Origin of the sequence: Rahnella woolbedingensis (genome assembly GCF_003602095.1) — a bacterium.
Taxonomy (GTDB): Bacteria; Pseudomonadota; Gammaproteobacteria; order Enterobacterales; family Enterobacteriaceae; genus Rahnella; species Rahnella woolbedingensis.
This window is the reverse complement of record NZ_RAHH01000021.1, coordinates 81,358-104,732: the sequence shown is the minus strand read 5'-3', so window position 1 is coordinate 104,732 and position 23,375 is coordinate 81,358. Positions and strand designations below refer to the sequence as shown.

At 52.9% G+C, this 23,375-nt stretch carries 27 protein-coding genes; 12 read left to right on the top strand and 15 right to left on the bottom strand.

What is annotated here, in order from left to right; genetic code table 11:
- The 9 genes from D6C13_RS17545 to fkpA all read right to left on the bottom strand — a co-directional run.
- On the bottom strand, positions 1 to 116 hold a 116-nt coding region (locus tag D6C13_RS17545), incomplete at its 3' end, for a GTP-binding protein (protein WP_244212715.1).
- Positions 117 to 187: 71 nt separating this feature from the next.
- Entirely contained in the window at positions 188 to 2,302 is a 2,115-nt protein-coding gene (fusA, locus tag D6C13_RS17535; RefSeq protein ID WP_120133987.1) for an elongation factor G, read from the bottom strand.
- Between the two features lie 96 nt (positions 2,303 to 2,398).
- Positions 2,399 to 2,869 (bottom strand): 30S ribosomal protein S7, encoded by a 471-nt coding sequence (gene rpsG / locus D6C13_RS17530; protein WP_005969574.1) that lies wholly within the window; start codon positions 2,867 to 2,869, stop codon positions 2,399 to 2,401.
- A 96-nt stretch (positions 2,870 to 2,965) separates the two neighbouring features.
- The gene (gene rpsL, locus D6C13_RS17525) at positions 2,966 to 3,340 is read right to left on the bottom strand and encodes a 30S ribosomal protein S12 (protein WP_013573668.1); all 375 of its coding nucleotides are present in this window, start codon (positions 3,338 to 3,340) and stop codon (positions 2,966 to 2,968) included.
- A gap of 143 nt (positions 3,341 to 3,483) precedes the next feature.
- Entirely contained in the window at positions 3,484 to 3,771 is a 288-nt protein-coding gene (gene tusB, locus D6C13_RS17520; protein WP_120133986.1) for a sulfurtransferase complex subunit TusB, read from the bottom strand.
- A gap of 13 nt (positions 3,772 to 3,784) precedes the next feature.
- Positions 3,785 to 4,144: a sulfurtransferase complex subunit TusC gene (tusC, locus tag D6C13_RS17515; RefSeq protein WP_120133985.1), complete on the bottom strand. Its 360-nt coding sequence runs from the start codon at positions 4,142 to 4,144 to the stop codon at positions 3,785 to 3,787.
- A gap of 22 nt (positions 4,145 to 4,166) precedes the next feature.
- Positions 4,167 to 4,559, bottom strand: a complete 393-nt coding sequence (tusD, locus tag D6C13_RS17510) for a sulfurtransferase complex subunit TusD (RefSeq protein WP_120133984.1) — start codon at positions 4,557 to 4,559, stop codon at positions 4,167 to 4,169.
- Entirely contained in the window at positions 4,556 to 5,278 is a 723-nt protein-coding gene (locus tag D6C13_RS17505) for a helix-turn-helix transcriptional regulator (protein ID WP_162940816.1), read from the bottom strand. The genes tusD and D6C13_RS17505 overlap by 4 nt, the downstream gene beginning before the upstream one ends.
- Before the next feature lie 264 nt (positions 5,279 to 5,542).
- Positions 5,543 to 6,403, bottom strand: a complete 861-nt coding sequence (fkpA, locus tag D6C13_RS17500) for an FKBP-type peptidyl-prolyl cis-trans isomerase (RefSeq protein WP_120133982.1) — start codon at positions 6,401 to 6,403, stop codon at positions 5,543 to 5,545.
- Positions 6,404 to 6,696: 293 nt separating this feature from the next.
- On the opposite strand from fkpA, the gene D6C13_RS17495 reads away from it, so the two are divergent.
- A complete protein-coding gene (locus tag D6C13_RS17495; RefSeq protein ID WP_120133981.1) occupies positions 6,697 to 6,915 on the top strand; it encodes a protein SlyX in 219 nt (72 codons plus the stop codon).
- Between the two features lie 72 nt (positions 6,916 to 6,987).
- Here the strand turns inward: D6C13_RS17495 and slyD are convergent, their stop codons facing one another.
- The 4 genes from slyD to kefG form a co-directional block, all read right to left on the bottom strand.
- Entirely contained in the window at positions 6,988 to 7,587 is a 600-nt protein-coding gene (slyD, locus tag D6C13_RS17490) for a peptidylprolyl isomerase (protein ID WP_120133980.1), read from the bottom strand.
- A 197-nt stretch (positions 7,588 to 7,784) separates the two neighbouring features.
- A complete protein-coding gene (locus D6C13_RS17485; protein ID WP_013573660.1) occupies positions 7,785 to 7,988 on the bottom strand; it encodes a YheV family putative zinc ribbon protein in 204 nt (67 codons plus the stop codon).
- 80 nt (positions 7,989 to 8,068) lie between these two features.
- On the bottom strand, positions 8,069 to 9,877 hold the full coding sequence (kefB, locus tag D6C13_RS17480) for a glutathione-regulated potassium-efflux system protein KefB (RefSeq protein WP_120133979.1): 1,809 nt from the start codon (positions 9,875 to 9,877) through the stop codon (positions 8,069 to 8,071).
- On the bottom strand, positions 9,877 to 10,431 hold the full coding sequence (gene kefG / locus D6C13_RS17475) for a glutathione-regulated potassium-efflux system ancillary protein KefG (RefSeq protein WP_120133978.1): 555 nt from the start codon (positions 10,429 to 10,431) through the stop codon (positions 9,877 to 9,879). The genes kefB and kefG overlap by 1 nt, the downstream gene beginning before the upstream one ends.
- A 129-nt stretch (positions 10,432 to 10,560) precedes the next feature.
- Here kefG and D6C13_RS17470 point away from each other — a divergent pair, with 129 nt between their 5' ends.
- Entirely contained in the window at positions 10,561 to 12,477 is a 1,917-nt protein-coding gene (locus tag D6C13_RS17470) for an ABC transporter ATP-binding protein (RefSeq protein ID WP_120133977.1), read from the top strand.
- Positions 12,478 to 12,536: 59 nt separating this feature from the next.
- Here D6C13_RS17470 and D6C13_RS17465 read toward each other — a convergent pair whose 3' ends face one another.
- Complete coding sequence (locus D6C13_RS17465; RefSeq protein WP_120133976.1) at positions 12,537 to 13,139, bottom strand: LysE family translocator; 603 nt, start codon at positions 13,137 to 13,139, stop codon at positions 12,537 to 12,539.
- Positions 13,140 to 13,239: 100 nt separating this feature from the next.
- Between D6C13_RS17465 and D6C13_RS17460 the strand changes: the two genes are divergently transcribed.
- Both D6C13_RS17460 and D6C13_RS17455 read left to right on the top strand, forming a co-directional pair.
- Entirely contained in the window at positions 13,240 to 14,244 is a 1,005-nt protein-coding gene (locus tag D6C13_RS17460; RefSeq protein ID WP_120133975.1) for a hydrolase, read from the top strand.
- Entirely contained in the window at positions 14,241 to 14,486 is a 246-nt protein-coding gene (locus D6C13_RS17455; protein WP_120133974.1) for a YheU family protein, read from the top strand. Before D6C13_RS17460 ends, D6C13_RS17455 begins: the two co-directional genes overlap by 4 nt.
- 20 nt (positions 14,487 to 14,506) lie before the next feature.
- Here the strand turns inward: D6C13_RS17455 and D6C13_RS17450 are convergent, their stop codons facing one another.
- Entirely contained in the window at positions 14,507 to 15,319 is an 813-nt protein-coding gene (locus tag D6C13_RS17450) for an IclR family transcriptional regulator (protein ID WP_425272723.1), read from the bottom strand.
- 292 nt (positions 15,320 to 15,611) lie between these two features.
- Between D6C13_RS17450 and yiaK the strand changes: the two genes are divergently transcribed.
- The 8 genes from yiaK (at position 15,612) to araD (ending at position 23,291) form a co-directional block, all read left to right on the top strand.
- On the top strand, positions 15,612 to 16,610 hold the full coding sequence (gene yiaK / locus D6C13_RS17445) for a 3-dehydro-L-gulonate 2-dehydrogenase (RefSeq protein WP_120133972.1): 999 nt from the start codon (positions 15,612 to 15,614) through the stop codon (positions 16,608 to 16,610).
- Between the two features lie 11 nt (positions 16,611 to 16,621).
- Positions 16,622 to 17,089 carry a YhcH/YjgK/YiaL family protein gene (locus tag D6C13_RS17440; protein ID WP_120133971.1) on the top strand — a complete coding sequence of 156 codons (468 nt, stop codon included), beginning with the start codon at positions 16,622 to 16,624 and terminating at the stop codon, positions 17,087 to 17,089.
- A gap of 38 nt (positions 17,090 to 17,127) precedes the next feature.
- Positions 17,128 to 18,102 (top strand): DUF4862 family protein, encoded by a 975-nt coding sequence (locus tag D6C13_RS17435; protein ID WP_120133970.1) that lies wholly within the window; start codon positions 17,128 to 17,130, stop codon positions 18,100 to 18,102.
- A 111-nt stretch (positions 18,103 to 18,213) separates the two neighbouring features.
- Positions 18,214 to 19,548: an MFS transporter gene (locus tag D6C13_RS17430; protein WP_120133969.1), complete on the top strand. Its 1,335-nt coding sequence runs from the start codon at positions 18,214 to 18,216 to the stop codon at positions 19,546 to 19,548.
- 9 nt (positions 19,549 to 19,557) lie between these two features.
- The gene (locus D6C13_RS17425; protein ID WP_120133968.1) at positions 19,558 to 21,087 is read left to right on the top strand and encodes an FGGY-family carbohydrate kinase; all 1,530 of its coding nucleotides are present in this window, start codon (positions 19,558 to 19,560) and stop codon (positions 21,085 to 21,087) included.
- The gene (ulaD, locus tag D6C13_RS17420; RefSeq protein WP_120133967.1) at positions 21,080 to 21,739 is read left to right on the top strand and encodes a 3-keto-L-gulonate-6-phosphate decarboxylase UlaD; all 660 of its coding nucleotides are present in this window, start codon (positions 21,080 to 21,082) and stop codon (positions 21,737 to 21,739) included. Before D6C13_RS17425 ends, ulaD begins: the two co-directional genes overlap by 8 nt.
- A complete protein-coding gene (locus tag D6C13_RS17415; protein ID WP_120133966.1) occupies positions 21,736 to 22,596 on the top strand; it encodes an L-ribulose-5-phosphate 3-epimerase in 861 nt (286 codons plus the stop codon). Before ulaD ends, D6C13_RS17415 begins: the two co-directional genes overlap by 4 nt.
- Positions 22,590 to 23,291, top strand: coding sequence for an L-ribulose-5-phosphate 4-epimerase (araD, locus tag D6C13_RS17410; RefSeq protein WP_120133965.1), 702 nt, complete (start codon positions 22,590 to 22,592; stop codon positions 23,289 to 23,291). The genes D6C13_RS17415 and araD overlap by 7 nt, the downstream gene beginning before the upstream one ends.
- The last annotated feature ends 84 nt before the right edge of the window (positions 23,292 to 23,375 follow it).

Genomic DNA, 23,375 nt, shown 5'->3' with positions numbered 1-23,375 from the left:
GTTTTAGCCAGAACGGTAGTGATTGCTGCAGTCAGGGTAGTTTTACCGTGGTCGACGTGGCCGATAGTACCAACGTTGACGTGCGGTTTGTTACGTTCAAATTTTTCTTTAGACACGGCTATATTCCTTACTCTTGTGCTCTCCCTTCATAGAGAGAGCACGGGATCATTGTGTTTAAACCAGTGGCTTATTTGCCACGAGCTTCAATAACGGCCAGGGCCACGTTATTTGGCGCATCATCATACTTCAGGAATTCCATGGAGTAAGATGCACGGCCTTTGGTCAGTGAACGCAGCTGAGTTGCATAACCGAACATTTCGGACAGCGGAACTTCAGCATGAATCACAACGCCAGTAGCGTTAGATTCTTGGCCTTTCAGCATACCACGACGACGGCTAAGGTCACCGATGACGTCACCGGTGTTCTCTTCCGGAGTTTCTACTTCAACCTTCATGATCGGCTCAAGCAGAACTGGTTTCGCTTTCTTAAAGCCATCTTTGAAGGCGATAGAAGCGGCCAGTTTAAACGCCAGCTCTGAGGAGTCGACGTCATGGTAAGAACCGAAGTGCAGACGCACGCCCAGATCTACTACCGGGTAACCCGCCAGTGGACCAGATTTCAGCTGTTCCTGGATGCCTTTGTCAATCGCACCGATGAATTCACCAGGAATTACACCGCCTTTGATTTCGTTGACAAACTCATACCCTTTCGGATTTGTGCCAGGTTCTAATGGGTACATGTCGATCACAACGTGACCGTACTGACCACGACCACCAGACTGCTTAGCGTGTTTACCTTCAACGTCGGTAACTTTCGCGCGGATAGCTTCACGGTATGCAACCTGCGGCTTACCGACGTTAGCTTCAACGTTAAATTCACGACGCATACGGTCAACCAGGATATCCAGGTGAAGTTCACCCATACCTGCGATGATTGTCTGACCAGACTCTTCATCAGTCCAAACGCGGAATGATGGGTCTTCTTTAGCCAGACGGCCCAGAGCCAGACCCATTTTTTCCTGGTCAGCTTTGGTTTTTGGTTCTACCGCAACGGAGATTACCGGTTCAGGGAATTCCATGCGCTCCAGAATGATCACGTTATCCGGATCACACAGGGTGTCACCAGTAGTCACGTCTTTCAGACCGATCGCTGCAGCGATATCGCCCGCACGAACTTCTTTAATTTCTTCACGCTTGTTAGCGTGCATCTGAACGATACGACCCAGACGTTCGCGCTGTGATTTCACTGGGTTAAATACAGTGTCACCAGAGTTGACGAGACCGGAATAAACACGGAAGAACGTCAAGTTACCCACGAATGGGTCAGTAGCGATTTTGAACGCCAGAGCAGAGAACGGCTCGGAATCGTCAGAATGGCGAACTGCAGGAGTGTCTTTACCGTCATCCAACAAACCGTTGATAGCTTCAACGTCGGTTGGTGCTGGCAGATACTCAACAACAGCATCCAGCATTGCCTGTACGCCTTTGTTTTTAAACGCAGAACCACAAGTAACCAGGATAACTTCATTGTTCAGAACGCGCTTACGCAGAGAAGCTTTGATCTCTTCTTCAGTCAGCTCTTCGCCACCAAAGAATTTCTCCATCAGCTCATCAGAGCCTTCAGCAGCGGCCTCAACCAGTTTCTGACGCCATTCTTCAGCCAGTTCTTGCATGTCAGCCGGGATCTCTTCGTATTCGAAGGTCACGCCCTGATCAGCTTCGTTCCAGTTGATAGCTTTCATCTTCACCAGGTCAACAACACCGGTGAATTTTTCTTCCGCGCCGATTGCCAGTTGCAGAGGCACCGGAGTTGCGCCCAGACGTTTTTCAATCTGGTCAACAACTTTCAGGAAGTTAGCACCCATACGGTCCATTTTGTTAACGAACGCGATACGTGGAACTTTATATTTGTTTGCCTGACGCCATACGGTCTCAGACTGTGGCTGAACACCACCAACAGCACAGTAAACCATTACCGCGCCATCAAGAACACGCATGGAACGTTCAACTTCGATGGTGAAGTCAACGTGTCCCGGGGTGTCAATGATGTTGATGTGGTGTGGTTCGAACTGCTTAGCCATACCTGACCAGAAACAGGTGGTCGCAGCGGACGTGATGGTAATACCACGTTCCTGTTCCTGCTCCATCCAGTCCATGGTGGCTGCGCCATCATGCACTTCACCGATTTTGTGGTTTACACCGGTGTAGAACAGAACACGTTCGGTAGTGGTTGTCTTACCGGCGTCGATGTGAGCACTGATACCAATGTTACGGTAGCGCTCAATGGGTGTTTTACGAGCCATTTGATTCCTCTATAACTAGGACGTTCAAGTTCGGTTAACCCAAGCGGGTTGGCTTCTTGAAGCGCCCGCTTGGTTAGCATAACTACTGCGAAGTGATTACCAGCGGTAGTGGGCGAACGCCTTGTTGGCTTCAGCCATACGGTGAACGTCTTCACGTTTCTTAACTGCAGTACCTTTGTTCTCTGCAGCATCAGAAAGTTCGTTCGCCAGGCGGAGAGCCATGGATTTATCACCGCGTTTACGAGCAGCTTCAACGATCCAACGCATTGCCAGAGCATTACGACGAACCGGACGGACTTCAACTGGAACCTGGTAAGTAGAACCACCTACACGGCGGGACTTAACTTCGACAGTCGGACGAACGTTGTCCAGAGCGACTTCGAAAGCTTCCAGGTGGCCTTTACCGCTACGTTGAGCCAGGGTCTCAAGAGCAGTGTAGACGATTGCTTCTGCAGTAGATTTTTTACCATCTACCATCAGAATGTTTACGAATTTTGCCAGCAGTTCGGATCCGAACTTAGGATCTGGCAGGATTTTACGTTGACCAATGACGCGACGACGTGGCATGGAAATACTCCGTTGTTAATTCAGGATTGTCCAAAACTCTAAGAGTTTATTTTGACAGTAAAGTGAAAATGTTTGGCCTTACTTAACGGAGAACCATTAAGACTTCGGCTTTTTAACGCCGTATTTAGAACGAGATTGCTTACGATCCTTAACGCCTGAACAGTCCAGCGCGCCACGGACGGTGTGATAACGCACACCTGGCAAGTCTTTTACACGACCGCCACGGATCAGGATCACGGAGTGTTCCTGAAGGTTATGACCTTCACCACCGATGTAGGAGGTAACTTCAAAACCGTTAGTCAAACGCACACGGCATACTTTACGCAGTGCGGAGTTTGGTTTTTTAGGGGTGGTAGTATATACACGAGTACATACGCCACGTTTCTGCGGGCAAGCTTCCAGCGCTGGAACGTTGCTTTTAGCAACCTTCGTAGAGCGTGGTTTGCGTACCAGCTGATTAATTGTTGCCATTAAAAAGCTCCTGGATTTTGATTCATAAACTACTTTGTAAACGCGTGATAAATCGCCCCACAAAAAGCATTAGCTAATATGGGGACGCAGAATTTTAGGGCTGAGCTAAGAGGGTGTCAAGAAATATACAGCACTTCAGTAAATCACCATGCTGTTTGCTGGGTGTGTTTCTCAGTCAGCGCGACGAATCCAGTATAGTCGATCAATGTGATTTTGTGCGAAATTTGACCAACCAATCCTCTGGCCGCCAGATCTTCGCTGAGGACATAGACTGACTGAACATGCTGACTGAGCAGCTCACACGCCGCGCTGCCATCAAGCGCAGCGAGTACGCCATCCTGCATCAGCAAAAGGGCATCGTCCTGGGCAACCAGCTTAACAATTAATGAGAAATCACATTGTTGCGGGGAACGGGCAAGAGTAAAAAGCATGAAATTTCCTGATTTAAAACGTCATCACCACATCAAATCCGGCCAGTTGCCCGCGAATTTCAGCCGCAGACAACGGCTCGACATCCAGCACCCATTCATGTCCCGCAGACAAACCGCGTGACTTCAGCGAGTCTTCACAGACAAAGCACTGATCGACGTCATAAAGTGATAACACACCGAATGTGGCGATATAATTACGGGCGAGAATTTTTTCAGGCTGTTGTGCCGGCATGAGCTGAAAAACACCATCGGCCATAAAAAAGACGCCGATCTCTTCCGTCAGTGCTGACGTAGCCAGTAGTGCATCAAGGCCTTCTCTTCCCGCGGAAGTACCGTGTGGCCCCTGCGTGAATACAAACGCTATCTTCTTCATTGCCTGTTCCTGCCATAGCACATCAGAACTGCACCATACGGTCGCAGGTGAGAGACGCTTCTGCGAGACTGCCCAATCCGGTAAGAGCGAACCCAGCTTGTAAATTCGTTTGCCCGTGTCCCTGATTATGCGCTTCTGTTTCGTCTATGACGCCGCGACGTAATGCCGCTGCCACGCAAACATTGAGCGCAACCCGATGGTCTGCTGCCATACGCTGCCAGGATCTGACGAGGTCAAATTCATCGGAAGCCGGCGCAGAAAGGCTGTTCCCGTTGAGGACGCCTTCACGATAAAAAAATACACTGTCAAGCTGATGGCCGCAGCTTATCAACGCCAGTGCAAACTGATACGCAGCACTGGCTTGTTGTGTTCCGTAGGCCGGGCCAGTTACCAGGAGGCAATAACGCAGTTTCAACGCTCGTTCCCCACCAGGTCACCGCTTTTGAACTGCCGGATGTACAAATAGACCGTATGTTTGGAGATGTTCAGACGGTCGGCAACCTGATTGATGGCATCTTTGATATCAAAAATACCCTTTTCATAAAGATTCAGCACAACCTGACGGTTCTTCGCATTGTTGGAAACATTGCGGTCGGCGTTGACTTCTTCGATGGTGAATTCCAGCGTTTGCGCCACCAGATCATCCACAGATGATGCGAAGTTTACCGACGATGCCACTTCCTGAGTCTCAGGCGGCATAAAGGTCTGAATAATTTGCGAGAAAGGTACGTCGAGATTCATGTTAATGCACAGCAGACCAACGACGCGTTGTTCACGGTTACGAATGGCGATGGTGACGGACTTCATCAGCACACCACTTTTCGCACGGGTGAAATAGGCTTTGGACACATTGCTGTCCGCACCGGTCATGTCATGCAACATACGCAGGGCTAAATCGGTAATCGGTGAGCCGATCTTACGGCCGGTGTGCTCACCATTTGCAATACGAACCGCTGAACATTTCAGGTCTTCCAGTGAATGCAGAACTATTTCGCAATGCTCACCGATGAGCATCGCAAGCCCGTCCACCACGGCCTCGTATGAAGACAAAATCTCATGATCGACCTGGCTGAACGGACGTTGGTCCAGCAAATCCAGTTCACCGGTTTCGCCAGTTATAAGCGAATTAGACATCGAAGCTACCACCCTCTCTATCGCGCCTTCCAACGGGAGTCAGGACGCATTATTCATCATTCCACGGTCGTTACTGTATCAAAAACACAGATAAAACGGCCTTACGATTATATGGATCTGTGACGTTATGCCGGGGAAACAAAAGCGTCAAGTTATCATCATAGAGTAACCTCAATAAAATGAAGGTCGGGCCCGAAGAAAAGTTAAAGGCGAAAAAAAACCGCCGCATTTAGCGACGGTTTTCTGCAACAGCTCAATAGCAAATTAGTTTGCTTTTGGTGCGGCTTCAGCTTCAGCAGGTTTTTCAGCTGCTTTCGGGTCAGCCTTAGGTGCCGCTTTCACGTCCAGCAGTTCAACATCGAACACCAGAGTAGAGTTAGCAGGGATCCCAGGGACGCCAGTTTTGCCGTATGCCAATGCTGGTGGAATGACCAGCTTGATTTTGCCGCCTTTCTTAATGTGTTTCAGGCCTTCGGTCCAGCCAGGGATAACACCGTCAAGACGGAAGGACAGCGGCTCGCCACGGGTATAAGAGTTATCAAACTCAGTACCGTCGGTCAGAGTACCTTTGTAGTTCACTACAACGGTGTCGCTGTCTTTAGGTTCTGCGCCAGCACCTGGTTTTTCAACCTGATACAGCAAGCCAGATTCAGTCTTCTTCACGCCTTTTTGTTTGGCGAAATCAGCACGGAATTTGTCGCCTTTGTCAGCGTTAGCTTTAGCGTCCTGCTCCATCTTAGCCTGTGCAGAAGCTTTCACACGGCCTTCGAAGGTTTGCAGTGTTTGCTCAATTTCCTGATCAGACAGTTTGCTTTTGTTCGCAAACGCATCCTGAACACCTGAGATCAGCTGGTCTTTATCCAGTTTGATACCCAGTTTTTCTTGCTCTTTCAGGGAGTTGTCCATGTAACGACCCAGTGATGCACCCAGAGCATAGGCAGCTTGTTCGTCATCACTTTTGAACTTGGTTTTATCTGTTGCTGCAGGAGCAGCTGCAGCAGGGGCGGCTGCTGGCGCAGTTGCAGCAGCGGCCGGTGCTGTGGCTTCAGCAGCCATAACCTGAGTGGCATTCAGGGCAATCGCCATGGTAGTTGCCAGCAGAGTTACTTTAAACAGTGATTTCATCCATTTCTCCAAGACCAGAAGCGTATGACCTCTGGTAATAATTACGTAAGTTCGGCGGTTACTATAACTGTCCGTCTCACGACAAAACAATCTCTATACACGCCATTAGCGTCATATTCAGACCTTCTTTGCATCAATTAGTTTCGTCTAATCATGAAGAGCCAAAGATAAAGCGCCGCAAAGGTCAGGCAATTCAGCAGGTTTACGAGTAGAATCGCCGGTCTACAATACAGTATGGGATTCCGGTCAGTGCTTAACCTGATCAGCTTGAGCCGCACAATAAGGTAATGATTATGGACTCAAACACCGTTGAACAACGTCTGGAGATGCTGGAAAACAAGCTGGCTTTTCAGGAAGTCACTATAGAAGAACTGAATTTGATCGTCACCCAGCATCAGCTTGAAATGAGCAGATTGCACGATCACCTGCGTCTGCTGACAGACAAACTCCGCGCCAGCCAGCCATCAATGATTGCCGATCAGTCGGAAGAAACACCTCCGCCACATTATTGATTCTGTTTCTGACGTAACAAAAAGGCGCCTTCCGGCGCCTTTCGTTTTATTACTCTGCAGGCAAAGTAATAATTAGTGGCAACCGCAGCCGCCGTTACCACCACAACCGCCTTTTTTACCGTGATCATGACCGTGGTCGTGATCATGGTCGTGGCCACCGCAGCAACCTTCACCGTGTTCATGGTCGTGACCATGATCGTGGCCGTGTTCGCCGTGAACGTGGCCGTGAGCCAGTTCTTCTTCGGTCGCTTCACGGATTGCCACAACTTCAACGTGGAAGTTCAGATCCTGACCTGCCAGCATGTGGTTGCCGTCGACAACAACGTGGTCGCCGTCAACTTCAGTGATTTCTACAGGAACCGGGCCCTGATCGGTGTCAGCCAGGAAACGCATACCCACTTCCAGCTCTTCAACGCCCATGAAGACGTCTTTAGGTACCCGCTGAACCAGGTTTTCGTCGTAGTTGCCGTAAGCGTCGTTCGCGCCAACATGCACGTCAAAAACGTCACCAATTGCATGGCCTTCCAGCGCAGTTTCCAGACCGGAAATCAGGGAACCGTGGCCGTGCAGGTAATCCAACGGCGCGCTCACCGGAGATTCATCAACCAACACACCGTCTTCTGTACGTACCTGATATGCCACGCTGATGACCAGATCTTTTACTACTTTCATGATAACTCCTACCGTTGGAAACTCAATTTGTTGTCTGCGGGCGTTTTGTAACACACGCAACTTCGCTTAAGGATAATTCAGTGACGGCCACTTTTCGATGAGAAATCCTGAAAAGCGCGACCGGATAAATTTGGCGAAGAGTGTAGCGGAAATCCGCGTCTCTGTACTACCAGCATAAAAAAACACGAGCAATAACGCTACTTCGGATCGAAAATACCAATCACCTGCTCTTCCGGACGAAGTTTCTTGCTGACCTGGGCATCGGTCTGACGCTGATGGTGTCCGCACTTCACACACTCCACCACTTCAACCTGATCTTCCTGCCATAAAGCCAGCGTATCCATCGCCTTACACTTCGGACATACCGCACCAGCGATAAACCGTTTACGGGTTGTAGCCATGTTACTTCTCCTGAAATTTACGACATTGCGTCCGGTCATTTTTCATTCAGACGGTAAAATTATTTTTTTCGCCTACCGGACTATTCGTCATCGTCCCAGCCATCAAGCTGACGACGTTCGTTGTGCATTTCGCTCTGGAAGATATCCTCCAGCTCGCGCCGCGCTTCTTTTACACGGGAAATTTGCGCCACGTCACCGCGATTTTGCGGCACCAGTTCCCGCAGCATCCGCATATCGAGGCGACGGAAATGCTGTTGCGCGCGGTACGCACTGTGCGGATGCATGCCCAGCGTGACCAGCGCCTTTTTGCCTAATTCCAGCGCACTGGAGAACGTCTCGCGGGAGAAATTCGCCACCCCGGCCTGCAACAGTTCATGCGCCTCAACACGGCCACGGGCGCGCGCCAGAATATTCAGATGCGGAAAATGCTGCTGACACAAATGCACGATGGTCATGGTGTCCGCGGGCTCATCACAGGTAATCACGATCGATTTTGCCTTTTCAGCCCCCGAAGCCCTGAGCAGTTCCAGTTCTGTCGCGTCGCCGTAATACACCTTATAACCGTAAGTCCGCATCAGCCCGACGGCGCTGATATCGCGCTCAAGCACCGTGATTCGCATTTTGTTCGCCATCAGCAAACGCCCGATCACCTGCCCGAAACGCCCGAAGCCGACAATAATCACCTGCGGTTCGTCATCCTGCACAAAATGCTTTTCGTCGCTCTCTTCCCCGTCGTTGTACCGGCGCACCAGGATCCGGTCGACCCATTGCATCAGCAGCGGCGTGGTCATCATCGATATCGTCACCACCACCAGCAACAGCGAAAGCTGCGACGAGGAAATCACTTTCTGCGCACCTGCGGCCGAAAACAGCACGAAAGCAAATTCACCGCCCTGACTGAGCACGGCAGAAAACTGCAGACGAACGGATGTCCGCAGGCCAAATATGCGCGACAGCCCGTAGAGCACCGCACCCTTGACCGTCACCAGAATAATCACGCCTGCCAGCACCAGTAAAATATGGGTGTAAAGCACGCCCAGATTCAGCGCCATGCCGACGGAAATAAAGAACAGCCCGAGCAGTAAACCCTTAAACGGCTCGATAGCGATTTCCAGTTCGTGCTGATATTCACTTTCTGCCAGTAGAATCCCGGCGATGAACGTGCCAAGCGCCATCGAAAAGCCCAGCGTATCCATAAACAACGCCGAACCCAGCACCACCAGCAGCGCGGCGGCGGTAAACACTTCGCGCACGCCGGAAGCCACAATCAGCCGGAAAATCGGCCGCAACAGATAACGCCCGCCAATCAGCATGCCGCCAAAGGCCAGCACTTTCAGGCCGATCATCTCCCAGTTATTGCTGCCTTCCGAACCGCCCGCCAGAATCGGGATCAGCGCCAGCGCCGGGATCACCGCGATATCCTGGAACAGCAGCACGGCAAAACCCAGCTGCCCCCCTTCATTGCGCGTCATGCCTTTGTCGCGCATCAGCTGCAATGCCATCGCCGTAGATGACATCGCCAGCCCGATACCGCCTATCACCGCGGCCTGCCAGGAAAACTTGGTCAGATATAACAATCCGCCGAGCACCAGCGCGGTCAGGATCACCTGCCCGGCACCGACGCCAAAAATTTGCCGCCGCAGCGCCCACAGTTTGCCGGGATTCAGTTCCAGCCCGATGATAAACATCAGGAAGACCACGCCGAGTTCGGAGAAATGCAGAATTTCGTCTACATCACGGATAAAACCCAGCCCCCACGGACCGATGGCAATACCGGCCAGCAAATAGCCAAGCACCGCGCCAATTCCTAAACGTTGGGCAACCGGCACGGCGACGACGGCGGCGAACAGAAACAGCAGGATCGCCATGGGAATATTGGAAACATCCATTATGCAATCCCTCCGTGCGGCAACGGGGATTTTAGCCATTCGCCATAAGCTTCGGCATGGCTTTGCAGCACATCAGGTTTCTGACGGCGCGCCCAGTAAATGATGATGGGCGTCATCCAGTGCATATGGCACATGGCAGACGTCAGCTCGAACGGACGCATAATGTCGGACATCGGATAACGGTTATAGCCGCCTGCACGGTAAGCCCCCTCCGGTTCACCGGTAGTGACTACCGAACGCCAGTATTTTCCATTGAGAGCATTCCCGCCTGCCCCGCTGGCAAAACCGCGCGCCAGCACGCGATCCATCCACTCTTTCAACAACGCCGGACAGCTGTAGGTATAAAGAGGGTGCTGAAAAACAATCACCTTATGCTCGCGCAGCAGTTGCTGCTCACGGTGGATATCAATAAAAAAATCAGGATAGTGGGCGTACAAATCATGCACGGTGACATGTTCAAGCTGTTGTGCTTGTTGTAGTAAAACGCGATTGGCGACCGAATCGGGTGATTCCGGATGGGCATACAGCAGCAAAACCTTTGGTGGCTGCGACATCAATACCTCCAAAGCGTCGTCAGGGTGCGGTTTTTCCGTTACCATGCTTCGCAAAGACAAAATGGGACGCGATACGTCTTGTTTAGATCATTATCATGACAATTTAACATACTCTCAACACGGCGCTTTATGATTGTTTTCTCCTCCTTACAAATCCGACGCGGCACCAATGTGCTGCTGGACAACGCGTCTGCGACCATCAATCCCGGCCAGAAAGTCGGGCTGGTGGGCAAAAATGGCTGCGGTAAATCCACCCTGATTTCCCTGCTAAAAGGCGAAATGAGCGCCGATGCAGGCAACCTGACGTTTCCGTCAAACTGGGCGCTGGCCTGGGTTAATCAGGAAACGCCAGCGCTGGACGAACCGGCGATAGAGTATGTTATCGACGGCGACCGGGAATTTCGTCAGCTGGAAGCCCAGTTACAGCAAGCCAACGAGCGGGACGACGGCCATGCTATCGCCACGTTGCACGGCAAACTCGACGCGATTAACGCCTGGACTATTCCGGCGCGCGCCGCCAGCCTGCTCAGCGGATTGGGCTTTACCCAGAATCAGTTACAGCAACCGGTGAAATCATTCTCCGGCGGCTGGCGTATGCGCCTCAACCTGGCGCAGGCACTGATTTGCCGTTCTGATTTACTGCTGCTCGACGAACCGACCAACCACCTGGATTTGGACGCGGTTATCTGGCTCGAGAAATGGCTGAAAAGCTACACCGGCACGCTGGTGCTGATTTCACATGACCGTGATTTCCTCGATCCAATCGTCGATAAAATTATGCATATCGAACAGCAGTCGATGAACGAATACACCGGTAACTACTCGTCTTTCGAACGCCAGCGTGCGACCAAACTGTCGCAACAGCAGGCATTGTTTGAAAGTCAGCAGGAAAAAGTGGCGCATCTGCAAAGCTATATTGACCGTTTCCGCGCTCAGGCGACGAAAGCCAAACAGGCGCAAAGTCGTATCAAAATGCTTGAACGCATGGAACTGATTGCCCCGGCTCACGTCGACAATCCTTTTCATTTTAGCTTCCGTTCGCCGGAAAGTTTGCCCGATCCGCTGCTGCGGATGGAAAAAGTCAGCGCCGGCTATGGTGACACCACCATTCTGGAGTCGATCAAACTGAATCTGGTACCGGGGTCGCGTATCGGCCTGCTGGGCCGTAACGGTGCCGGTAAATCCACGCTGATCAAATTGCTGGCCGGTACCATGCCGCCGCTTCAGGGTGATATCGGGCTGGCGAAAGGCGTCAAACTGGGTTACTTCGCCCAGCACCAGCTGGAGTTTTTGCGTGCGGAAGATTCGCCGTTGCAACATCTGGTCCGTCTGGCGAATAAAGAAACTGAACAGCAGCTGCGCGATTATCTCGGCGGGTTTGGTTTCCACGGCGATAAAGTGACTGACCCGACCGGGCGTTTCTCCGGCGGCGAAAAAGCACGTCTGGTACTGGCGCTCATCGTCTGGCAGCGCCCTAACCTGCTGCTGCTCGATGAACCGACCAACCACTTAGATCTTGATATGCGTCAGGCGCTGACCGAAGCGTTGATCGACTTCGAAGGCGCAATGGTTGTCGTTTCGCATGATCGTCACTTACTGCGTTCCACCACCGACGACCTGTATCTGGTTCACGGCGGCAAAGTGGAACAGTTCGACGGTGACCTGGAAGATTATCAGCAATGGCTGGTGGACATTCAGCGTCAGGAAAGCCAGCAGGATGCACCGGCCAAAGACGGTGGCGTCAACAGCGCGCAGTCGCGTAAAGACCAGAAACGTCGCGAAGCCGATTTCCGCAATCAGACTCAGCCGCTGCGTAAGCAAATCACCAAACTCGAAGCGCAGATGGAAAAACTGAGTACTGAGCTGGCAACGATCGAAGAGCGTCTGGCCGATTCCGCGATTTACGATATCAGCCGTAAAGCCGAACTGACTGAATGTCTGCAAAAACAGACCAAAGTTAAAGGCGCGCTGGAAGAAACCGAAATGACCTGGCTTGATGCGCAGGAACAGCTCGAAGAAAAGTCGAAGGCGTTTGATATCGACTAGTTGGCCATTGCACCGTCAAAATGAAAAAGGAGCCGCCAGGCTCCTTTTTGCATTTCATCTTAATGCCAGATTAACAATACACACGCGGCGGTGAGAATACCCATGGCGATGTTAAAGGTGTACCACGCGCGTTTGCTGCGCAGCAGGCGACCAATCACGGTACCGAATCCGAGCCAGATGATCCCTGAAACCAGATTCACCAGGAACATCCCGAGGCTGATACCGGCAATCGAATGGTTGTAAGCTGCGCCCGCCAGACTGAAACTCGCCACCGCGCCCAGTCCCATCAGCCAGGCTTTCGGGTTTAGAAATTGCAGCAACCAGCCCTGATATAACCGGATAGGCTTCGGTGGTGGTGCGCCGGTTTCCAGCGTTTCATAGGCCGACGTCGCAATCTTCCACGCCAGCCACAACAGATAAAGGCTACCGGCGATTTTGAGGAAAAGGTGTAACGCAGGATAAACCGTGATCAGCCCGCCAACGCCGAAGGCCACCAGCAGCAAAATACTTTGCATGCCGAGCATAATGCCGACCATCAGCCAGATTGAGCGGAAGAAACCGAAGTTAGCGCCAGACGTGGTTAACAACATATTATTCGGGCCTGGGGTAATAGCGGCGACCCATAAAAAACCGAGCATTGAGAAAAATAAACCGAGTTCCATTTAATTTGGGTACTCCGACCCGAAAGATGTGCGATAGCATTGAAGCTAACAGCGTGATATTGATCGCACAAGAGCCTCTTAAGAGAAATTTATTCATCATATGTATGAATCCTTTCGCCCTCTGCGCGGGGCCAGTAATCCGCACCTCCAGACGTTGTTACCGCGGCTGGTTCGGCGACGTGCAAAACTCAAACCTCACTGGCAACGACTGGATACACCGGACGGCGATTTCCTGGATTTAGCCTGGAGCGAAAATCCTGAGCTTGCGCGGCATAAACCCCGCATGATCTTGTTTCATGGTCTGGAAGGCAGCTTCTACAGCCCCTATGCCCACGGCCTATTACAGGCGTGGAAAGACAAAGGCTGGCTCGGCGTGGTGATGCACTTTCGCGGATGCAGCGGCGAACCCAATAAACTTCAGCGGATTTATCATTCCGGCGAAACCGAAGATGCGCGCTTCTTCATTCGCTGGCTCAATGAAACCTATGGCGAGGTACCGACCGGTGCCGTCGGGGTTTCGCTGGGCGGCAATATGCTGGCCTGCTATCTCGGGCAGGAAGGCGAGAATTGCACACTTAAAGCGGCTGTTGTGGTGTCCGCACCTCTGATGATGGAACCCTGCGCCTACCGGCTGGAACAAGGGTCATCGCGGATTTATCAGCGCTACTTGCTCGATCAGCTCAAAGGTAATGCTTCGCGCAAACTGGCGAAATATCCGGGAACGCTGCCGGTCACTCTGGCGCAACTCAAAGCCATGCGCCGCATTCGTGATTTCGACGATGCTATCACCTCAAAAGCGCACGGCTTTACCGATGCGCTGGATTATTACCGCCAGTGCAGTGGTATGCCGTTGCTGTCACACGTCAGAACGCCGCTGCTGATTATCCACGCCAAAGACGATCCGTTCATGACGCCGGACGTCATCCCGAAAGCAGAAGATTTGCCGGAGTGTGTGGAATATCAACTGACGGAGCACGGCGGGCATGTCGGTTTTGTTTCCGGCAGCCTGCGTAATCCGCAGATGTGGCTGGAACAGCGCATTCCAGCCTGGATAGCCCCGTATTTAGAACAAACGACAGAACTCAAAAAGGAAGCATTGCTGTGATTATTCCCTGGCAGGAACTGAACGCCGAACTGCTCACCAGCGTGGTGGAATCTTTCGTATTGCGCGAAGGTACCGACTACGGCGAGCAGGAACGTTCTCTGCAGCAAAAAGTCGATGACGTGAAACGTCAGCTGAAAAGCGGCGAGATCGTGCTGGTCTGGTCAGAACTGCATGAGACCCTGAACATTATGCCCCGCGGCCAGTTCCGTGCAGGGCAGGAAGAAGTGCCGCAGGACTGGTAATATCCCGGGGCCCGGAGCGCTTAGCCCGCTTTCAGCCCCAGTTCACCTGAAATCGCCACTGCCGTCTCTTTCAGCGGCTTCAGCAAAGCTTCTTCCCCAATCACGCCAAGTTTTGCCGTCGACAGAGATATCGACACCGCATAGGTGACCCGACGGTGGATATCAAACACCGGAACTGCCAGGCAGGACACCCCCAGTTCGTTCTCCTCGCGATCCATCGCCAGCCCCTGCTCACGGATTTGCGCCAGTTCCTGATGCATTTGTTTTAGGCTGACAATCGTATTGCGCGTCAGCGGCTGGATCTGTTCCCGGTGGCTTTCCCAGTATGACGGCACGTAATCCTGATGCCCGTAAGCCATGTAGATTTTGCCCATCGCAGAGCAATACAACGGCATGTGCTGACCGATATAGGCGCGGGTTCTGAGCATGCCGGTGGTCGGTTCCAGCTTATAGATGAGGATCGCATGATCATCTTCACGGCTGGAAAAATTCACGGTTTCGCCGGTGGCGATATTCAGCGCTTCCAGATGAGGCGCCGCGACGTGAATAATATTGAGCGAAGAGAGAGATTTCTGGCCCACAGAAATAAATTTAGTGGTCAGACGATAGCTGCCCGCCGCAGGTGCAGGCGTCACGTAGCCACAGGACTGAAGTCCCTGCAGCAGCCGGTGGACGGTACTTTTGTTCAGTTCGGCCAGTTCAGAAAGGTGGGCGAGCGGGCATCCGTTCGGATAATTACTGAGGATCTCAATGAGCTGCAATCCACGAAACAGGCTCTGACTTCCTGCCGGTTTATCTTTCCCCTGTTCGTTTTCTGTCTCTTTCATACCCAGATAACTTCCCGTTTGCCAATAGTGTGCCGATGCTGACCCGATGGTATAGCAAAGTTTGCCCGGGCGCGAAATAACTGCGATTCACCTGCCTGTTTTTTACCCTGCCTAAAGTGTGCCCTTCATCACGATACTGAGATCTTTTTTTATCCAACTGATTTTAAACAAATTTAAAAGTCATCGTATGGATTGTCATCAGACATCGACAGGAGTAGATTTTTGAAATCAGATTCCACATAGTGAAATCAAGAGATCTAAAAATAACCAAATATTTAACAAATCCACCGGAGAAAGCATGAAACTGAGCTTTGAAGAGCTGCAAAGGGAATTTAAAAGGGTGCTTGTAGCCCGCCACGTTAAATCTGACGTCGCCGATGAATGCGCCACCATGTTCGCGCAAACCACCGAGTCCGGCGTTTACTCCCACGGCGTAAACCGCTTTCCGCGCTTCATCCAGCAGTTGGATCAGGGGGATATCCATCCCGATGCCATGGCGAAGAAAATTCTGTCACTGGGGGCCATTGAGCAGTGGGATGCCCAGCGTTCAATCGGTAACCTGACCGCCAAAAAAATGATGGATCGCGCCATTTCGCTCGCGTCTGATCACGGCATCGGGCTTATCGCCCTGCGCAATGCCAACCACTGGATGCGCGGTGGCAGCTATGGCTGGCAGGCAGCGGAAAAAGGATATATCGGGATCTGCTGGACCAATTCCATAGCGGTCATGCCACCCTGGGGTGCGAAAGAGTGCCGCATCGGGACTAACCCGCTGATCGTCGCCATTCCAGGATCACCTATCACCATGGTCGATATGTCGATGTCGATGTTTTCCTACGGCATGCTGGAAGTGAACCGTCTGGCAGGACGTGAACTCCCGGTGGAGGGCGGATTTGATGACAACGGTCAACTGACCCGCGAGCCTGGCGTGATTGAGAAAAATCGCCGCATCCTGCCGATGGGCTACTGGAAAGGCTCAGGCTTATCCATCGTGCTGGACATGATTGCCACCCTGCTTTCCGACGGCGCTTCAGTCGCCGAAGTCACAGAAGACAACTCAGATGAATATGGCATCTCGCAGATCTTCATTGCCATTGAAGTCGACCGCCTGATCGATGGCGCCAGCCGCGATGCAAAACTCCAGCGCATTATTGATTACGTGACCAGTGCCGAACGCAATAACCCGGAAGAAGCCGTGCGTCTGCCTGGTCATGAATTTACCCGCCTGCTGGCCGAAAATCGCCGCAACGGTATCACCGTCGACGACAGCGTCTGGGCAAAAATTCTGGCTTTATAAGGAACTGGCACATGATATTCGGACATATCAGCAACCCCAATCCCTGCACCTTTCCTGCCGCTATCGTGAAGGCGCTGGATTTTCTGCGTGCGACCGATTTCCGGGCTCTTGAAACCGGTGTGGTTGAAATCGAAGGACGCGATATTTACGCACAGATCCTGGATCTGACGACCCGGCACAAAGCCGAAAACCGGCCGGAAGTGCATCGCCGTTTTCTTGATATCCAGTTTCTGGCCTGGGGTGAAGAAATCATTGGCGTCGCCGCCGATTGTGGAACCCATAAAATTGCACAATCATTACTGGAAGAGCGGGACATTATTTTTTATCAGGGAATGGATAATGAATCTGAAATAATTATGACACCCGGTTCCTACGCCATGTTTTTCCCGCAGGATGTTCATCGTCCGGCCTGTATTCATAATAGCGTAAGTCATATCCGCAAAGTGGTGGTTAAGGTTAACGTCAACTTGCTCTATTAATTAAGCAATACCAATATTGACTCAGTGGGGAATTGAATATGCAAAAGCACGCAGGCTTTATTGTCGGCGCTTATCCTTGCGCGCCCTCGTTTCATCAGCGAAATGAAAATGAAGAAACAGAATTCTGGCGAAAATTAACAGACATTCCTGATATTCGCGCAATAGAACAACCCTGCCTGGAAGAACTTCATCCTTTCGGCGATGACTGGTTATTCCGGCATTTGCCGCAGGAGTGGGACATTGTGGTCACCGGGGTAATGGAAACCATGCGCCGCCGTGGCACGCAGCCGGGCTTCGGGCTGGCGTCTGAACATCAGGAGCAGCGCCGCGCCTGTATTCACTATTACCGACATCTGTTCGAAAAAGTGAGCCGCGCCAACGAACGGGCTGGCAGAAAGAAAATCCTGGCGGTGGAGTTGCAGTCTGCTCCCCTGGCAGGCACACGGGATGTGGATCTGGCCACGCGCTGCTTCACCGAGTCACTGACCGAAATCCTGCGCTGGGACTGGCCCTGTGAGCTGACTATTGAACATTGTGATGCCCTCGATAAACCCGCTGCACGCAAAGGTTTCCTGCCGCTGGAGAGTGAACTCACAGCGATTGCTCAGGCACAGACACAGACCGGAAAAACCCTGGGTGTCTGCATCAACTGGGCCCGTTCAGCCATTGAAGGCCGTAATACCCGCCTGCCACTTCAGCACCTGCAGCGTTGCCAGCAGGCCGGTGTACTCAGTGCGCTGATGTTCTCCGGTACCGCCTCAGGTGGAGCTTACGGTGAGTGGCAGGATCTGCACGCTCCTTTTGCCCCTTTCCCGACCAGTGAAGCGGGATGTGTAGAAAGTCTGATGACGGTCGAAACGGTTGCTGAGATGTTCGAGCAAGCACCTGCAGATTCGCTGAGTTTTACCGGGATCAAATTACTGGAAATTGAGGCCAGTGCGAACGTCGATCATCGTATTTCTATTTTAAAGGACGGGATTAATGCCATGAATCTGGCGATCCGAAAAAAATAATAATCATAAAATAAAGCATCAGCACACTTAACTACATCACCCTTTTTATCTGAGGGGGAACCCGCTCGTCTTTTTAACGGGCTGTGCAACTCATTATCAAGGTAATAAGTAATGAATATAAACTCTGATACCCTGCAAAATAAATTATTAAAAGAAATACCTAAGCAGCGCTGGCTGAGAATTATCCCACCAATTCTTATCGCCTGTATTATTTCCTATATGGACAGGGTAAATATTGCTTTTGCCATGCCCGGCGGGATGGATGCCGAATTAGGCATTACCGCCTCAATGGCCGGTCTGGCGGGCGGAATATTCTTTATTGGCTATTTATTCCTGCAAGTACCCGGTGGCAAAATCGCCGTTCACGGAAGTGGTAAAAAATTCATCGGCTGGTCACTGGTAGCGTGGATGGTAATTTCAATTCTCACCGGATTAGTCACCAACCAGTATCAGCTGTTGTTCCTGCGCTTCGCGCTCGGCGTAGCGGAGGGCGGCATGTTACCGGTGGTGCTCACCATGATCTGTAACTGGTTCCCGGACGCTGAACGTGGCAGGGCCAACGCGATTGTGATCATGTTCGTACCTATCGCCGGGATCATTACCGCACCGCTTTCCGGCTGGATCATCAGCGCGCTCGACTGGCGCTGGCTTTTCATCATTGAAGGTCTGCTTTCCGCTGCAGTACTGGTGATGTGGGCATTAACCGTCTGCGATCGTCCTCAGGAAGCCCGCTGGATATCGGCGGAGGAAAAAAACTGGCTGATCACCACGCTGGCTGCCGAACAAAAAGCCATTGCCGGGAAAGAAGTGAAAAATGCCTCGCTGAGTGCAGTACTGTCCAACAAAACGATGTGGCAGCTGATTGCCCTTAACTTCTTTTACCAGACAGGGATTTACGGCTACACCCTGTGGCTGCCGACCATTCTCAAGGAGCTGACCCACTCCACAATGGGCCAGGTCGGCGTGCTCGCTATTTTACCTTATATCGGTGCCGTCGCCGGGATGTTGCTGTTCTCCTCCCTGTCGGATCGCACCGGCAAACGCAAACTGTTCGTCTTTCTGCCATTGCTCGGTTTTGCTGCCTGCATGTTCCTGTCCGTCATACTGAAAAACTACGTCTGGGTGTCCTATGCCGCGCTGGTGGGTTGCGGATTCTTCCTGCAATCCGCCGCCGGCGTGTTCTGGACCATTCCCGCCAAGCTGTTCAGCGCAGAAATGGCTGGCGGTGCGCGTGGCGTTATCAATGCGCTGGGTAATCTCGGCGGCTTTTGCGGACCTTATGCGGTCGGCTTACTGATCACTTTCTACAGCAAAGACGCGGGCGTTTACTGCCTTGCGATTTCCCTGACGCTTGCCGCATTTATGGCATTACTGCTGCCGGCACGGTGTGATGTTCCTGCACAATCCGCCGCCAAATTACCTGGCAGCCATGCGTCGGCAGCCTGAGGAGCCATGATGAAAATTTCCTCAGAAGAATACTGGTTAGGCATCGATTGCGGCGGAACCTATCTCAAAGCAGGCCTGTACGATTCTAAAGGTCAGGAAGCGGGCGTTTGCCGGCAGCCTCTGCCGGTACTGAGCGACCATCCCGGCTGGGCCGAACGGGATATGCCTGCGCTGTGGGCATCCTGCATCAGTTGCATTACCACCCTGCTGTATCAGCAAAACGTCAGCGGTCAGCAGGTGAAAGGCATAGGGATATCCGCTCAGGGCAAGGGGCTGTTTCTGTTGGATAAGGCCGGCCAACCGCTGGGAAGAGGCATTCTCTCCTCTGATCGGCGCGCCGCTGATGTGATCAGCGCATGGGAGCGTGACGGCTTACATCAGCAGATTTATCCCCTTACCCGTCAGGCGCTGTGGGCAGGACATCCGGTGTCCCTGCTGCGCTGGATAAAGCTGCATCAGCCGCAGCGCTACCAGCAGATTGGTTCGGTCATGATGGCACACGACTACCTCCGCTACCGTCTCACCGGTGAGCAAGGTTGCGAAGAAACCAATATTTCTGAATCTAACCTCTACCACATGGCGCGTGGCGGTTATGCGCCGGAACTGACTGAAATGCTGGGAATTACCGAAATCAGTGCTGCCCTGCCGCCGGTCGTGGGTTCTGCTGAAATCTGTGGAACTGTAACGCAAAGCATCGCCGCCCTGACCGGGCTGGCGCCTGGCACGCCTGTCACCGGGGGACTGTTTGACGTGGTATCCACCGCGCTCTGCGCCGGACTGCAGGATGAATTCACGCTCAACGCGGTGATGGGGACCTGGGCCGTCACCAGCGGTATTTGCGCTACCGTCAGCAAAAACGAAACACATCCTTATGTGTACGGTCGTTATGCCGGGGGCGAAGGTTATCTGATCCACGAAGCCAGTCCGACGTCTTCAGCCAATCTTGAATGGCTGAACCGGCAATCCGGAGAGCTGTCATTTGAGGAAATAAATCGTGCCGTCGGCGCCCTGCCGAAAGCAGGCTCTGACGTGCTGTTCCTCCCCTTCCTTTACGGCAGCAATCAGGGCGCGGAAATGACCGCCGGGTTTTACGGCTTGCAGTCCCTGCATCATCGCGGGCATTTGCTGCAGGCCGTGTTCGAAGGCGTAGTGTTCAGCCATATGACGCATCTCAACCGGATGCTTCAACGCTTTCCCCAGGCTAAAACCCTGCGCGTGACAGGGGGACCGACGCGTTCGGAAATCTGGATGCAGATGCTGGCGGACGTCAGCGGAATGCCGGTAGAGCTTCCGCAAATCGAAGAGACCGGTTGTCTGGGCGCCGCGCTCGCCGCCATGGTCGGCACCGGCGTCTATTCAACCTTCGCACAGGCTCAGCAACATCTGAATTACGAGGTCAGGCGTCTCGAACCCGATACCGCCTCGCATTCTGCTTATCAGAAAAAATTACAACGTTACCAGTTCCTCATCGACGCACTGGGGGTTTACCACGCCCGCTGCGCGGCGGCGGACAAATCAGGGAGCAGTGATCATGACTAAACCTCTTCTCCAGCTGGCGCTGGACCATACCGAACTTATGCCCGCGCTGCACACGGTGAAAGCGCTAAAAAATCATGTCGATATTATCGAGGCGGGGACCATTTTATGTCTGTGTGAAGGTTTGCAGGCGGTGGAAACGCTGCGTGAACTCTGTCCGAACAAGATACTGGTGGCAGATCTGAAAGTCGCCGATGCCGGGGAAACGCTGGCGCTGGAAGCCTTTAAGGCCGGTGCCAACTGGATGACGGTGATCTGCGCTGCGCCGCTGGCAACCGTCATCAAAGCCCATGATGTGGCGAAATCCTTCAGAGGTGAAATTCAGATTGAGCTGTTCGGTCACTGGACGATGCAGGACGCACGCGACTGGCATGCCGCCGGGATCCGTCAGGCGATTTATCACCGCGGGCGCGACGCGCAGGCCAGCGGGAAAACCTGGGATCAGCAGGATCTTGACCGGATGAAACAGCTCTCGGATATCGGCCTGCGGCTTTCCGTCACCGGGGGGATCACTCCTGCTGATTTGCCGCTGTTCAGGGATATCGACGTTCAGGCGTTTATCGCCGGTCGCGCTTTATCGGATGCCGCCGAACCGCAACACGTCGCGCAGGCGTTCCATCAGCAGATTGAGGCGATCTGGGGAGCTACCGCATGAGAAAGCATCCGCTGGGTATCTATGAAAAAGCCCTGCCAAAACACCTGAGCTGGCCGGAACGACTGGCGCTGGCGAAAAGCTGCGGCTTTGATTTTGTCGAAATGTCGGTGGATGAAACCGATGAGCGCCTCTCTCGCCTCGACTGGAGCATTACGCAGCGTGTCGCACTGGTTGAGGCCATGATGGAGATTGGCGTTGCCATCCCTTCGATGTGCCTGTCAGCTCACCGCCGTTTTCCGTTCGGCAGCCATGATGAAAATATCCGTGAACGCGCGCGGGATATCATGCTTAAGGCGATCAAGCTGGCGCGGGATCTGGGGATCCGCACATTACAGCTGGCCGGTTACGACGTGTATTACGAAGCCTCCGATCCGGGTACCCGTGAGCGCTTTGCCGAAGGGCTGGCATGGGCCGTGGAACAGGCTGCCGCCGCTCAGGTGACGCTGGCGGTGGAAATCATGGATACCGAATTCATGAATTCAATAACCAAATGGAAAGCCTGGGATCAGCGCCTCAACTCGCCGTGGTTCAGCGTGTATCCCGATATCGGCAACCTCAGCGCCTGGGGCAATGACATTCAGTCAGAGCTGACGCTGGGTATCGATCGCATCGCTGCCATCCACCTGAAAGACACTTATCCGGTCACCGCCACCTCGAAAGGCCAGTTTCGTGATGTGCCGTTCGGGGAAGGCTGCGTCGATTTTACCGGCTTCTTCCGCACGCTGGCCGCCCTCAATTACCGTGGCGCGTTCCTCATTGAAATGTGGACGGAAACCGCCGCCGAACCGGTTCTGGAAATCATTAAAGCCCGCCAGTGGATCGAAGCCAAAATGCAGGAAGGAGCCTTCGCATGTTAGAAGACCTGAAACAGGAGGTGCTGGAAGCCAATCTGGCCCTGCCAGCCCATCATCTGGTGACCTTTACCTGGGGCAACGTCAGCGCCATTGACCGGCAGAAAGGTCTGGTGGTGATCAAACCATCGGGCGTGGAGTATGCGCAGATGGGGGCTACCGATATGGTAGTGGTCGATTTACACACCAGCGAACGGGTTGAAGGCAGTAAAAATCCGTCGTCAGATACCGCCACCCATCTGGCGCTCTACCGGCAGTTTCCGGATATCGGTGGCATTGTGCATACGCACTCGCGTCATGCGACCATCTGGTCGCAGGCCGGGCAGGATTTACCCGCCTGGGGCACCACGCACGCCGATTACTTCTACGGCAATATTCCCTGCACCCGCCCGATGACCGACGCTGAAATCGTCGGCGCCTACGAGCTGGAAACCGGAAAAGTTATTATCGAAACCTTTATTAACCGCGGGCTGGATCCTATGCAGATACCGGCGGTTCTGGTTCATTCACACGGGCCGTTCACCTGGGGAACAAACGCGGCGGATGCCGTTCACAATGCCGTCGTGCTGGAAGAGTGCGCGTACATGGGGATTTTCTCCCGTCAGCTGACACCTGCGTTGAGTGAAATGCAGCAGACGCTGATGGATAAGCACTACCTGCGCAAACATGGCGCAAAAGCCTACTACGGCCAGCCCGAATAACTCTGACCTTCACAGCCCTGGCTCCTCAGGGCTGCTCCCCCTTCCTGAAAATTGTGATCTTCATCGCAGCCTGTATTCCACATC

What these genes read in the sequence shown, in the direction of transcription:
- fusA (WP_120133987.1), bottom strand. Translation starts at nt 2,302, where the DNA reads ATGGCTCGTAAAACACCCATTGAGCGCTACCGTAACATTGGTATCAGT.
- rpsG (WP_005969574.1), bottom strand. Translation starts at nt 2,869, where the DNA reads ATGCCACGTCGTCGCGTCATTGGTCAACGTAAAATCCTGCCAGATCCT.
- rpsL (WP_013573668.1), bottom strand. Translation starts at nt 3,340, where the DNA reads ATGGCAACAATTAATCAGCTGGTACGCAAACCACGCTCTACGAAGGTT.
- tusB (WP_120133986.1), bottom strand. Translation starts at nt 3,771, where the DNA reads ATGCTTTTTACTCTTGCCCGTTCCCCGCAACAATGTGATTTCTCATTA.
- tusC (WP_120133985.1), bottom strand. Translation starts at nt 4,144, where the DNA reads ATGAAGAAGATAGCGTTTGTATTCACGCAGGGGCCACACGGTACTTCC.
- D6C13_RS17505 (WP_162940816.1), bottom strand. Translation starts at nt 5,278, where the DNA reads ATGTCTAATTCGCTTATAACTGGCGAAACCGGTGAACTGGATTTGCTG.
- fkpA (WP_120133982.1), bottom strand. Translation starts at nt 6,403, where the DNA reads ATGAAATCACTGTTTAAAGTAACTCTGCTGGCAACTACCATGGCGATT.
- D6C13_RS17495 (WP_120133981.1), top strand. Translation starts at nt 6,697, where the DNA reads ATGGACTCAAACACCGTTGAACAACGTCTGGAGATGCTGGAAAACAAG.
- slyD (WP_120133980.1), bottom strand. Translation starts at nt 7,587, where the DNA reads ATGAAAGTAGTAAAAGATCTGGTCATCAGCGTGGCATATCAGGTACGT.
- D6C13_RS17485 (WP_013573660.1), bottom strand. Translation starts at nt 7,988, where the DNA reads ATGGCTACAACCCGTAAACGGTTTATCGCTGGTGCGGTATGTCCGAAG.
- kefB (WP_120133979.1), bottom strand. Translation starts at nt 9,877, where the DNA reads ATGGATGTTTCCAATATTCCCATGGCGATCCTGCTGTTTCTGTTCGCC.
- kefG (WP_120133978.1), bottom strand. Translation starts at nt 10,431, where the DNA reads ATGTCGCAGCCACCAAAGGTTTTGCTGCTGTATGCCCATCCGGAATCA.
- D6C13_RS17470 (WP_120133977.1), top strand. Translation starts at nt 10,561, where the DNA reads ATGATTGTTTTCTCCTCCTTACAAATCCGACGCGGCACCAATGTGCTG.
- D6C13_RS17465 (WP_120133976.1), bottom strand. Translation starts at nt 13,139, where the DNA reads ATGGAACTCGGTTTATTTTTCTCAATGCTCGGTTTTTTATGGGTCGCC.
- D6C13_RS17460 (WP_120133975.1), top strand. Translation starts at nt 13,240, where the DNA reads ATGTATGAATCCTTTCGCCCTCTGCGCGGGGCCAGTAATCCGCACCTC.
- yiaK (WP_120133972.1), top strand. Translation starts at nt 15,612, where the DNA reads ATGAAACTGAGCTTTGAAGAGCTGCAAAGGGAATTTAAAAGGGTGCTT.
- D6C13_RS17440 (WP_120133971.1), top strand. Translation starts at nt 16,622, where the DNA reads ATGATATTCGGACATATCAGCAACCCCAATCCCTGCACCTTTCCTGCC.
- D6C13_RS17435 (WP_120133970.1), top strand. Translation starts at nt 17,128, where the DNA reads ATGCAAAAGCACGCAGGCTTTATTGTCGGCGCTTATCCTTGCGCGCCC.
- D6C13_RS17430 (WP_120133969.1), top strand. Translation starts at nt 18,214, where the DNA reads ATGAATATAAACTCTGATACCCTGCAAAATAAATTATTAAAAGAAATA.
- D6C13_RS17425 (WP_120133968.1), top strand. Translation starts at nt 19,558, where the DNA reads ATGAAAATTTCCTCAGAAGAATACTGGTTAGGCATCGATTGCGGCGGA.
- ulaD (WP_120133967.1), top strand. Translation starts at nt 21,080, where the DNA reads ATGACTAAACCTCTTCTCCAGCTGGCGCTGGACCATACCGAACTTATG.
- D6C13_RS17415 (WP_120133966.1), top strand. Translation starts at nt 21,736, where the DNA reads ATGAGAAAGCATCCGCTGGGTATCTATGAAAAAGCCCTGCCAAAACAC.
- araD (WP_120133965.1), top strand. Translation starts at nt 22,590, where the DNA reads ATGTTAGAAGACCTGAAACAGGAGGTGCTGGAAGCCAATCTGGCCCTG.